Annotated in this window: 11 protein-coding genes; 4 read left to right on the forward strand and 7 right to left on the reverse strand. The window is 35.2% G+C overall.

Annotation, left to right across the window (positions count from 1 at the left end):
* The first annotated feature begins 138 nt into the window (after positions 1 to 138).
* Together H2672_RS17610 and H2672_RS17615 are read left to right on the forward strand one after the other, a co-directional pair.
* Positions 139 to 4,800 carry a DEAD/DEAH box helicase gene (locus H2672_RS17610; RefSeq protein ID WP_255485880.1) on the forward strand — a complete coding sequence of 1,554 codons (4,662 nt, stop codon included), beginning with the start codon at positions 139 to 141 and terminating at the stop codon, positions 4,798 to 4,800.
* Between the two features lie 296 nt (positions 4,801 to 5,096).
* Positions 5,097 to 5,294, forward strand: a complete 198-nt coding sequence (locus tag H2672_RS17615) for a hypothetical protein (protein WP_186673538.1) — start codon at positions 5,097 to 5,099, stop codon at positions 5,292 to 5,294.
* A gap of 615 nt (positions 5,295 to 5,909) precedes the next feature.
* Here the strand turns inward: H2672_RS17615 and H2672_RS17620 are convergent.
* Positions 5,910 to 6,098, reverse strand: a complete 189-nt coding sequence (locus H2672_RS17620; protein WP_186673540.1) for a hypothetical protein — start codon at positions 6,096 to 6,098, stop codon at positions 5,910 to 5,912.
* Between the two features lie 506 nt (positions 6,099 to 6,604).
* Here H2672_RS17620 and H2672_RS17625 point away from each other — a divergent pair.
* Positions 6,605 to 6,796 carry a hypothetical protein gene (locus tag H2672_RS17625; RefSeq protein ID WP_186673542.1) on the forward strand — a complete coding sequence of 64 codons (192 nt, stop codon included), beginning with the start codon at positions 6,605 to 6,607 and terminating at the stop codon, positions 6,794 to 6,796.
* Between the two features lie 361 nt (positions 6,797 to 7,157).
* On the opposite strand, the gene H2672_RS19765 is transcribed toward H2672_RS17625, so the two are convergent.
* Together H2672_RS19765 and H2672_RS17630 are read right to left on the reverse strand one after the other, a co-directional pair.
* Entirely contained in the window at positions 7,158 to 7,280 is a 123-nt protein-coding gene (locus H2672_RS19765; RefSeq protein WP_255485881.1) for a hypothetical protein, read from the reverse strand.
* Positions 7,281 to 7,981: 701 nt separating this feature from the next.
* Positions 7,982 to 8,431: a hypothetical protein gene (locus H2672_RS17630; RefSeq protein WP_186673544.1), complete on the reverse strand. Its 450-nt coding sequence runs from the start codon at positions 8,429 to 8,431 to the stop codon at positions 7,982 to 7,984.
* 436 nt (positions 8,432 to 8,867) lie between these two features.
* On the opposite strand from H2672_RS17630, the gene H2672_RS17635 reads away from it, so the two are divergent.
* Positions 8,868 to 9,467 (forward strand): hypothetical protein, encoded by a 600-nt coding sequence (locus H2672_RS17635; RefSeq protein ID WP_186673546.1) that lies wholly within the window; start codon positions 8,868 to 8,870, stop codon positions 9,465 to 9,467.
* A 307-nt stretch (positions 9,468 to 9,774) separates the two neighbouring features.
* On the opposite strand, the gene H2672_RS17640 is transcribed toward H2672_RS17635, so the two are convergent.
* The 4 genes from H2672_RS17640 to H2672_RS17655 form a co-directional block, all read right to left on the reverse strand.
* Positions 9,775 to 10,374, reverse strand: coding sequence for a recombinase family protein (locus H2672_RS17640; protein WP_186673548.1), 600 nt, complete (start codon positions 10,372 to 10,374; stop codon positions 9,775 to 9,777).
* Positions 10,375 to 10,486: 112 nt separating this feature from the next.
* Positions 10,487 to 10,792 carry a hypothetical protein gene (locus H2672_RS17645; RefSeq protein ID WP_186673550.1) on the reverse strand — a complete coding sequence of 102 codons (306 nt, stop codon included), beginning with the start codon at positions 10,790 to 10,792 and terminating at the stop codon, positions 10,487 to 10,489.
* A 19-nt stretch (positions 10,793 to 10,811) separates the two neighbouring features.
* A complete protein-coding gene (locus tag H2672_RS17650) occupies positions 10,812 to 11,015 on the reverse strand; it encodes a hypothetical protein (RefSeq protein ID WP_186673552.1) in 204 nt (67 codons plus the stop codon).
* Between the two features lie 533 nt (positions 11,016 to 11,548).
* Positions 11,549 to 11,820: hypothetical protein (locus H2672_RS17655; RefSeq protein WP_186673554.1), on the reverse strand; the 272-nt coding region annotated here is incomplete at its 5' end.

Here is an 11,820-nt window from a genome sequence, read left to right on the forward strand (position 1 = left end):
AATAAAAATGATAATGTTACAATTGATGCATTGAAATTTTAGGAAACTAGCGTAAGGGTTCAAAGCAGCCCGATATCGTTCTGCTATAACAGAAAGATTATTTTTCTCGATAAATAACAATTATGGATGGTGAAGAAGATGACGACGACAAATAACTATAAAAGTTTCATTTCGCTATTGGAAGAAATAGATAAAGAAGAACGTACACAACGGGATCGGGGTACTCTATTTGAGTTACTAGTGATTCCTTTTTTTCGAAAAGAGCCAGCGTATGCCCGCTTGTTTGATATAGTATGGACACTAAGTGATGTACCAGATGAATATAATATCCCTAAAAAGGATACTGGCGTAGATTTGGTAGCAAGAGAACGAGAAACAGGAGATCTAGTTGCAATTCAATGTAAATTCTATTCAAAAGAGACGAAAATCTACAAAGATGATATTGATTCCTTTTTAAACGAGGTCGGGAAGAGCTACTATTCAAAGGGAATTGTTATTGCTACTACTGATAAGTGGAGCGTAAATGCTGAAGAAGCACTAGGCAATCGTGACAAGGATATTCAACGTATCGGTTTATCCCATTTTTATGAGAGCCAGATTGACTGGTCCTCTTATTCGTTTAGCAACCCAACTGAAGTGAAGTTACATGCTAAGAAAACACCAAGGCCCCATCAAGTACCAGCAATTGAAGCAGTTGTAGAAGCTTTTAAAACAGTTTCCAGAGGGAAAATGATTATGGCGCCAGGAACAGGAAAGACCTATACCTCTATGGCTATTGCGGAGGAATTGGCTGCCAAAAAAGATGGGATTTTTAGAGTCCTCTACTTAGTTCCTAGTATTCAATTGCTTTCTCAGACTTTGCTTGGATGGAATGCGGATTCGAATTTTCAAATGGACTCCATTGCTGTTTGTTCTGACCGTAAAGTTACAAAAACACAAGGCAACACAAAAATTGAAGATATCGCTGCAGCTGATATAGGCTATCCAGCAACAACCAACTATGAGAAGTTGCTTGAATATCAAAATAAGATAGAGAGTAACGATGCGCCTGGTGATTTCTTGACGGTTTTTTCTACTTACCATTCAATCGATGTTATTATTGAGGCGCAAAAAAATGGTTTCTATGAATTTGACTTAGTTGTCTGCGATGAAGCTCACCGCACTACTGGTGCAACTGAGCAGGGGAAAGAAGACAGTAGCTTTACCAAAGTCCATTATGATCACAATATTAAAACAGAAAAACGCTTATATCAAACCGCTACACCTCGCGTATATGGTGATGCAGCTGTACAAAAAGCAGTGGAAATGTCTGTTGTCATTGCAGACATGGACAATCCTGAACTGTATGGAGAAGAATTGTTCCGCATTGGATTTGGTGAGGCTATAAGAAATGGTATTTTAACAGACTATAAGGTAATGGTGTTAGCCGTTGATGAGGAAATGGTTGCTCGTCGTTTCCAGCAGATGCTTGCAAACAAAGATTCAGAATTAGAGTTCGATGATATAACGAAAATTATTGGTTGCTGGAATGGATTAGTGCGAAGAAAGAGTGATTCAGATGTAGCGCTTGGAGCGCCAATGAAGCGTGCTATTTCCTTCACAGGCACAATTCGAGAATCCAAATTAATCACGGATATGTTCTCACATGTTGTTGATCAATATTTGAATATAGATTCTGAAGACGATAATCAATACAGCGTGGAGATTGATCATGCAGATGGTTCAATGAATGCGCTTGAAAAGAACAAAAAAATCTCTTGGTTGAAAGGCGATGTTCCAGATAATACTTGCCGGATTTTATCAAATGCGCGCTTTTTAACAGAAGGAGTAGATGTCCCTGACCTGGATGCCATAATGTTCCTAAAGCCAAGGAAATCTAAAATTGATATTGCTCAGGCAGTTGGACGAGTTATGCGTAAAGTAGACGGGAAAGATTATGGCTATGTTATCTTGCCAATCGGTGTGCCAGCAGGCAGTGATGTAAATAGCCTACTGGACAACAATGAGAAGTACCGGGTTGTTTGGGAAGTATTAAACGCTTTGCGTTCCTTGGACGAGCGTTTCGATGCCTCGATCAATAAGCTGGAACTAAATAATAAAAAACCTGACCAGATTCAAATTATTGGTGTTGGTGATGCTCCAGAGGACGGGGTGTTAAAACAACAAGTTGATCAATTATCATTGATGCTTACAGAAGGAGATTTATCCGATCTAGAACGTGCCATATATGGGAAAATTGTTCGTAAAGTTGGGAATGTGCGTTATTGGGAAGATTGGTCAAAAGACGTTGCTGAAATTGCACAACAACATATGATGCGTATTCGAGTGATGCTAGAAGACAAAGATAGTAAGGCTTATATGGAATTTATGAAATTTGTTAAAAGCTTGCGTCATAATATCAATAATTCAATTACTGAGGAACAGGCGATTGAAATGTTAGCTCAGCATTTAATTACAAAACCAGTATTTGAAGCATTGTTTGATTCGTATAGCTTTGTAAATAATAATCCGGTATCTAAGTCGATTGAGTCTATCTTGGAAGTACTAGACGAGCAGGGGCTTATGAAAGAACAAGAACGACTAGATTCCTTCTATGAAAGTGTGCGTATACGTGCTGAAGGTATTGATAACTTAAAGGCAAAACAAGATATCATCATTCAACTGTACGAAAAGTTCTTTAAAGTTGCTTTTAAGGAAACAACAGAGCGGTTGGGGATAGTCTTCACACCTGTAGAAGTTGTTGATTTTATCATTCACTCAGTTGATGATGTACTGAAAAAACATTTCGGGAAATCATTAGCGAGTAAAGGCATACATGTACTTGATCCGTTTACAGGCACTGGAACATTTGTAACTCGTTTATTACAAAGTGGATTAATTTCAAAAGAAGATTTATTGCGTAAGTATACACAAGAAATACATGCAAATGAAATTGTACTATTAAGTTATTATATTGCAGCAATTAATATTGAGGAAACGTTCCATAGTATTCATGGAGGCGAGTATATTCCGTTTGAGGGTATTGTTCTCACAGACACCTTTGAAAGTACAGAGGAGAAAGATTCCTTCATTAGTGAATTATTTGATGAAAATAATGAACGATTAAAGAAGCAACAACAAGAGCCTATTTTCGCGATAATTGGTAATCCACCTTATTCTGTTGGGCAAACAAATGCAAATGATAATAATTTAAATATAAAGTATCCTTATTTAGAGAAGAGAATTGACCAAACATATGCAATAAATTCTTCATCCTCTCTTAAAAAGTCTAATTATAATTCTTATATGAAAGCTATACGGTGGGCAACTGATAGGATTGCAGATAAGGGAGTAATTGCATTTATTACAGCAAATGGATATATTGATAAAACATCATCAGATGGGATAAGAAAAACTTTATATAATGAATTTAACCATAGTTATATTATTAATCTTAGAGGAGGTACTAATGGGAGATTAGGAGAGGATGCTAAGAAAGAAGGAGGAAATGTTTTCAATATAGTTACTGGTGTAGCCATTTGTTTATTAGTTAAAGACTCTTCCGATGAACACAACATTAATTATTATGATATTGGGGAATATTTATCTGCTAAAGATAAATTAGAAATGCTAAAGAATAATGAATCGGTAAAACATATTGAATGGAGACAGATTACACCTGATGATAATGGTGATTGGATAAATCAACGCGACGTTGATTACGACAAATATCCTTCGGTGATAGAGTATTTTAATGATAAGGTAATAGGTGTAAGCACAAATAGGGATGATTGGGTATATGGTTTTAACAAAAAGAATGTAATTAAATACGCTACGACAATGATTAAAAATTTCAATTCTGAAGTAGAGAAACTTTCTAAATATACTAATGATGAAAAACTTGCTGCTAGAAACCTTAATGGAAGTTTTATTAAGTGGACAAGAGGATTGAATAATCTATTATTGAAAAATCAAAATATTGAACTTGAAAGTGATAATTTAATTTTAAGTAGTTATAGACCTTTCTCCAAAAGATGGTTGTTTTATAACAGAAATATTATTGAAATGCCTGGGCGATTTAAAGAGATAATGGGGGAAAATAATAGAATCATTGTAATTACAGGCGTTGGTGCTCGTAGACCTTTTTCTGCTCTAGTAACAGATTGTATCCCAAATCTACATTTACAGGATTCAGGTCAAGGATTTTATGAATTTAATAACGCTACAAATGTTTTGTTCAAAGAGAACAGTAACATTTCTGAAAAAATTGCAGGAAAATTAGATTTGGATTTGGAAGATGTATTTTATTATGTATACGGAGTACTAAATTCAAATGAATATAAAGAGAAATATGATAATGATTTGAAAAAAGACTTGCCTAGGATACCTATTTTAAAAAATAAAGAGGAATTTGTTAGAGTAGGAAGAAAACTAGTTGAACTTCATTTGAATTATGAAAGTGTACCACTGTATGATGAACTTGAGATTAAGTATAAGTTATCGAATCCTTCTTATAAAGTCAAAAAGATGAAATTCCCTAAAAAGGATTTAAAAGAAACCATTATATTTAACTCTGATATTACTATTACCAATATTCCTAAAAAGGCATATGAATATATTGTGAATGGTAGACCTGCGATCGAATGGATTATAAACCAGTACCAAGTGAAAACTGATAAAAACTCAGGTATTGTAGACGATCCTAACCTTTATTCAGAAGACGAAAAGTATATCTTCAATTTATTGCTAAGAATTATTAATTTATCAGTTCAGACCGTAGACTTAGTGAATAGTCTGCCTCCGATAGAAATAGAAGAATAAAATATGTTTGATTAAAGGAATGTGATCCAACATCCTAACGCATGTACAGACCTAACTTATTGGTCTTGTGCTTGCATTAGGATGGATTCATTCCTTTTTTATGTAAAAAAACTTACGTAATACTCATTGAGTATCAAAGAAATAATTTATTCCGAACAAATAAATATCAATAAGGGTTTTATTATCAAGCAACAGCATTAATGTTCAAAAAAAAAGAGTAAGCCGATTTTTTTGTATCATTGGAGTGTACCCCTAGGATACATTTTTGCTTACACTAAAAACAATTGGTGTTAAAGTTGGACCAATTGATTACGGAGGGGTTAACAGCTGAACAAATAGCAACTAGAAAGGGAATAAATATTGGTATTATCCGCGAATACATGAAGCTGTCAAAGCAGATTGAGAAGCAGAAACAGGAAGCTATGAATGTGCGAGAACCGGAGTATTTGAACTGTTTTGATGAATTGTACGGGGCTAAACGAAGAAGGTCATAATGGTATGATAATGGATATTATTCCACCGTTCACTTACATTTGCATAGTGTTAAAATGATCCAAACCACGATGTGAAACCAATTCATTAGGTACACCTCCAATATATAATGTATAGCTTACAAAGGTCAAATTAAACGCTCTCAACCCCTGTACAAAGGGATTCTTACCGGTATTATCTGGGCTTGAACTTTTTTAATGCGACTAATATTGAATGGGCATTTAATATTAGCGAAGCATGGCACACCTCCTTTCCAGAATAATGGTATAATAATGGATATTATTTCACTGTTTTCGTGATATAATTTCGAACGGAAAAAGACCATTCCCCAAAAAGCTTTGAAAAAATGGGCGTATTTATTTAAGCGACTTTTGTTTACTGATAAATGCCGAAATGCTGAACCACCCTTTCCCCTGTACAGCGATTAGGTGTTGAGTTGTGATAGTCTCTCGCGTTCTCTTGCCTCTTCTTCTTGTCTCGCTGCTGTGGTGTGTTGTTATATGCCCCTATATACGGCTGTCTGTGGCACCCCGTATGCTGTTGATCCTCATTTGGGTGTAGTCGGTGCATTGTCCTGCCACACACCACCACACGGGGTTGTACATAGTACACGGCTGTTAAGAAACCCTCTTAAAAAAAGTACCGTATAAAGAAATGGATATTAAGATCCCTACCCCTATTATCATAAAAGATTCAAATGGGTTCTCCCTCATAATTTTCCCTAGTGTAGTAATCTCGGGACCCCATAATACAAATACAAACGCAATCAATACAGCTATTCCGATACCTACAAAAACATCTTTCATATTCATTTCCTCCTTTATCTTCTATCCTCTATTGTCAGAGAAATAGGTAAGTCCTTTTTTGGACTTATATAAATAAAACGAAGAGGAGGTAAGTTGACTCCTGAAAAAATATCCCCTTATTAGAGATATCGTTCTTAGGAGTGCTATTGCGGAGATTTAAAATATTTTTTTAGTTCGGGTGTCATAACTGAAAATAAATAGTGCAGATTCCCCCCGAAAATACAGCTTTCTTGCTTACTTTCTTCTGATTTCACTGTCAAAAATAAATCATGATAATAAAAGAATCACCCTATTTCTAAGGTGATTAAGTGAATTCATACAAGATTAAGTTGCTTTTTATTCTCGTTAGAAATGTAATGTTCTGTAAGGAAGTCAGATATTGGACTTGAAACAGCTTTTTCCAATAAACAAGGAACGGCATTCCCAATCTGCTTATGAATTGATCCGTTCCATTGCTGATATTGGTCAAATGCCCCGAATATTCGTAAACTGGAAGGGGCAGCGGAATGACAAACTATGATATTGAGGGAATTGCTGAGGGTGCTGTAGAGGTTGATACATCGGCAATGTCACCTATGGAAGCCCTTCAAGTTGGTTTGGCAGTACAGGACTATAAGGAGGAAAACGATATATCAGAAAGAGAGTTCAAAATTGATTATGATGCAGTGGGAGAATATTTGCGAGGTAACCAACCATAGGATAATGGGCAGTTTAGGTATATTCATCTGAGAGTTGGGGAAATGTTAACAAGATTGCTTTAGATAGCCTGGGATGGACCTGAATGGTGTGACACGGTATTAAATAGGCGTGACATAGTGTTAAATGAGGTTGACATCTTTAACAGTTAGGTATTGACAATCCCTACTCATAATTGTTATAGTTGTCTTAGATGAAAAATAGGTTTGACAAGGCTTTAGTGTTCAAGTATAATCACTCAGTTGTTTTCATTTTATTTGACAGGTATACCTTTGATGGTTATTTAATTACAATATGAAATATAAAGATAAAAAAAAGAGACGGCCGTCAAGAAGACCGACCGTCAAATAAAGAAATAGACTTTTACTTTACAATTACGATAATAAGTCCAGTGAAAACCACTAAAAATGTGCCAATTTTTAGTAGCATGTCTAAATCAATCGGAGATTTGTTATTTCCTGTATTTTCCGCATTGTTATTGTTCACACTCATCCACCCCCTATTCAATTGTGGTTAGCATAGTAGCAAACTGGTGTAGAGACCAGCTTGTACTTAACTATACAACTTATAGAATAGCAGGGATTTTTTGCCTTGTCAAATTTTAAGACACCCACAAAAAGATTCATCTGAGTACTGATACTCTGGTGGTCTTTTTTTATGTCTTTTTTTGACTGCACAGCCCCACTAAAAGTTGTTGAAGATTCTGAACTACTCCCTTAATTCTAACCGACTTTTGGCAGTAAGTAAAAAGGATAGTCAATTATTTTACATCTTGTGTCGGTGTTATTACTTATTCTACTACATTGAAACAAGCAATCATACTTTTCCGGAACAGCGAACACATTCTAGATTGAATACTTCTAAAAGAATGCTGACGTTTCTAGAATCATCGCTTTCATCCATTCTGATGCACTTATTCCAAGATAACGCCCGGTTCCTTTTCTTCACTACTAGAATTATCGGTCAATTCGAACGTCAACACTATATGTAGTGTCTCAATCTCTCTGTATACCCTAACATGTTGTGTTGTAGACGTAAATAGGTAAAAAATCTACTTGACTAACAATCGATAACTTACCCACATATACACAGCCATTTCTCCTTGTCATCGCGACCGGCATTATCAGCATTGTTGTAAATGACAGACAAGTTATAAACATAAATTTAAAATTCGAAGAAATGCCCCCTTAATATTCAAAACTTACGTTATTGTGTGAATAACAAGTTACAGTATTTGGAGGCAATACGGGGTTGTTGCAATAGAGACATTTTTTTATTACCAGAGTGCTGTCAACTTTTTCTTTGAATTCTTGGGGTTCGGCTTTTTTTCCGAAAAGCCAATGACTACACTTTTTACATTTCCTGTCAGAGATTATTTCGTCAGGTTTATAAGGACCAGAAATATAAGTTACCTTTTTACATTTTTTACAGGTTTTTATAAATACTTGTTCTTCTTTAAGAAAGCCTTCAATCCTTTTTTGGATACTTACAATATCTCGGGATGAATAGGTAGTATTTATGTCCCTAATTAAATTTTTATCTTGGCGAATTAGTGTTCGGACTCGATCTTCGTATTTTTGAACGTTCCCACAGTGATTAGATAGCCATTTTCTCAATTCTATTTGTATATCCTCCATTGGAATCATCTCCGAATATTTCGTTTTCTTAAATTATAGCAGATTGGTAAATAATAGATGTCCTTTTAATTTGACCAATGTAACATAATACATAAAAAGTTACATTAGTCTCGTTGATTTTATTGCACTTTGCCTTAAGGTAAGTCAGAGAGTGGTGCCACAACTTTTGAGTTTTGATACCTTAACTTAAAAGTTGTTAGAGTAGGAATGCTATTGAGTCATATATTAGAGCCAAAAGTAAGGATGTCTGGATTTAGATTAAAGTTTGATTATTTCGTATAAAGTCCGATAATTTATAAAAATGTTTGATACAATTTAATTGATATGCTGAATACCAAAGTTCAGCAAACGGGCCAATTTGTCGAGTAAAGGGATTACAAGTTAGGTAGTGGAATATATAACTATAGAAGTAAAATTAACTTATTGGGGTGGCAAAATGGGAGAAGAGTATCTAGTAAATTCAATGAAAGCTTTAAAGGAAATTATTTCAGAAGAGTACGTCGGGCCTTATTTTGAAAGATTTGAGCAATTCAGTGAAATATGTAATTATAAAAAGATTAACTATTGTATGGATGAATATATAAATGCCGAACTTGATATTCGAACCGCTGGAACGCGAGGTATTGGAAGAATGAGTGACGACATTCCACGATTCGGGGGTTATTTTAGAAAACAAATAACAAAGATCTCTGAGGAAGAGGTAATAGAATTAGCACACAATATTAAGCAAATCCTATACATTGGGTATTTGTCCCATGTTTTAAGTTTGGAAGAAACATTAAAAACTCCAACTACATCATCAGAGGATGCACTATTCAAAAAATGGATACCTGGTATTTATGCATCAAACATTGGAGATATTCCAGACCCATTAAGTAATTGGATATTCGGGGGTTCAGAGGAAAATCTAAACAAGCTTAAAAAAATAATGAAAAGTAATGGTTTGATAGGTGGAGGATTTATGCAAGCTGATAAAACTGACATGATTCTAACTTATTATCCCGTAGCTGGTTTCGGACTGAGGGCCAGAGAATAATTTAACTATAATTATTATGGGTGCCACAACACGGATATTTCGGAGACTACGGTTCGACCCATTAACCACCTTTTAACAAACGGATACGTTGGTTAAAAGGTAGTTAATGGTGATGTTTTTAAACAATCGGGCGCGATTGTTGAACATCAAAAGCCTAATCTCCCTAGCGTTTAAAAGGGAAATTAGGCTTTATTATTTATTTTTGGTGCAAAATAGCACTTGAGATATGTGCAAATTAACTCCAAAAGTGACACGCTACTTTAGTAGCTGTGATTTTCCTGGATTGATTTTTAAAATTATTCCACGATTATAAATCTGCTTTTATCGTATAAATTGTATTCCTCGAAATTCCAACTTCACGATGTATATCTACGATGCTCCTGTTTGCCGAAAGTAGTTGCACAACCCGTTCATAAATAACTTTATCTTTTCCAGTAGCACCTTCATGATACCTTTTCTTGCCCCCACGATATTTACCTTGCTGCTTGGCGATTGCAATACCTTCTTGTTGGGCAGTACGAATCCGTTTACGGTCATCATCTACCATCCATGATAGTAAGGTGAAAACTATGTCGGAGACTAACTGGCCCATTCCTTCAAGCTCTTTATACTTTCGAGTATCAAGAATTGGCATATTCAATACTACTAGGTCGATTTCCTCGTCAATTAGAGATTTCCATTCATCTCGTATCTCTTCTTTATTTCTACCAAACCTACTAAGATCATGAACTACTAATACATCGCCAAATCGCATTTTTGCCCTCATCTCTTGGTAGACTGGTCGATTAAAGTCTTTACCCGATTGTTTTTCTGTATAGATTCTATCGCAGCTGAATACTTTCAGTTCCTTCAACTGTCTTTCTAGATTCTGTTCTTTCGAACTGACACGAGCATAGCCGAAAATCATAAGTATTCCCCTCCATTCAATGAACAACCCTGTTTGAACAATTCTATGTCTTGATTCTACTACATTCGAATGTGTTTGGACAGGGTATACCTTAAATGAACAACCCTTTATATTACACTTCCTGTGTTTTTGTCACAACTTCGCTTATAACATCAATTGCGTGTTGCAAGGCTTCTTGCTTACTATTGAAAAAAGGTTTAAATTCAACTTTTAATGACTGGAATAATTCGTAATCGGTACTACTAACTGTTTCAAATGATGGAAGAATGTTTTTATTTACTTGAATCTCATAACCATATTGTTCATCGTCCAATAAGTTTAATAAAGTAATATCCGCTGTTTCTTTCCCTTGTAATCTAAATCTAAATGTTTCCACTCCATATAATATATCTCCATCGTTTTGATAATTGAATTTCAAATTAATCTCTCCTTTAAATTTAGGCTACTTGTCTTTTCTGAAAAAAACGGAACGCTTTGAATGAAAGAAAACCTATCATGAAGATCGGGACGAATATAACCGCAAGCGCAAACAGCATTAACGGTGATACCATGAAAATAAAAGTATTGAATAGAAACCCTGTACTTTCTAGGACTACCAACAAAGCGATTAACAGGACTATCCATTTTAAAATTTTTAACATGAGAATTACCCCCTTTGGTAAGTATACCAAAAGGGATAATTCCCTCTTGGTTGTATTTTAGATTGCTAACAAGTGCTTTCTAGCAATGCGTTTAGCGGTCTGAAAGTTTTCAATCATACTCGCTATGGTTTTGCCCTGAAAATCAATACGGTATCGAGTAGGCACGTTTTTAGATACAAGCGAGATACTTAGAGATAGATACGAGCATGATCCGCGCGAGTTTCTATGTCTTAGTAGACCTGGAAGGCTACCCCTGCGAATGTATTTGCTCTGAAATGGCTAGATTTATCATAAACACACTCTCTAAAACGCTCTATAACGCATCTAGAAACAACTTTACGGACAATGCCCCACTAAACGACTCTAGTTATTAATCATTTACTACCTCTGCATAATATCCATAAATTCATCCTCGTTTATAACCTCGGGTTCAAAAACAACATTATCAATATCTTTTGTATAACGGATAATCTCCCATTCCAATGTTAAATCACCTTTAAACTTTTCGAGCAATGGCATATTCAATCTAAAATTCAGGATGTTTTCTCTTTCAATAGTACTTCAATTGTTTGGAGAAGTACGGTAATAGATTGCATTCTTTTATGGAGATAACCATAATCAATTTCGTCATATGGACTTTGAACTGCTTGGATAACGGAAGCTAACTGCTCTGCAATGCTTTTTATTTCTTCCATTTCAAAGGATTGGTTTTTAATCTGCTGTTCTTGTAGCAAGCGATCCATTTCCTCTTTCGATAAATCGGCTTGTGCTTCATAATCAGCGGGGGCAAGAAATGTTTTTAGTA

The sequence above is a fragment of the Sporosarcina sp. BP05 genome (assembly GCF_014282005.1).
In the GTDB taxonomy this organism is placed as follows: domain Bacteria; phylum Bacillota; class Bacilli; order Bacillales_A; family Planococcaceae; genus Sporosarcina.

Excerpts from the sequence above, each read along its gene's own strand:
- H2672_RS17610 (WP_255485880.1), top strand. The coding sequence starts at position 139 with ATGACGACGACAAATAACTATAAAAGTTTCATTTCGCTATTGGAAGAA.
- H2672_RS17620 (WP_186673540.1), bottom strand. The coding sequence starts at position 6,098 with ATGAAAGATGTTTTTGTAGGTATCGGAATAGCTGTATTGATTGCGTTT.
- H2672_RS17625 (WP_186673542.1), top strand. The coding sequence starts at position 6,605 with ATGACAAACTATGATATTGAGGGAATTGCTGAGGGTGCTGTAGAGGTT.
- H2672_RS17630 (WP_186673544.1), bottom strand. The coding sequence starts at position 8,431 with ATGGAGGATATACAAATAGAATTGAGAAAATGGCTATCTAATCACTGT.
- H2672_RS17635 (WP_186673546.1), top strand. The coding sequence starts at position 8,868 with ATGGGAGAAGAGTATCTAGTAAATTCAATGAAAGCTTTAAAGGAAATT.
- H2672_RS17640 (WP_186673548.1), bottom strand. The coding sequence starts at position 10,374 with ATGATTTTCGGCTATGCTCGTGTCAGTTCGAAAGAACAGAATCTAGAA.
- H2672_RS17650 (WP_186673552.1), bottom strand. The coding sequence starts at position 11,015 with ATGTTAAAAATTTTAAAATGGATAGTCCTGTTAATCGCTTTGTTGGTA.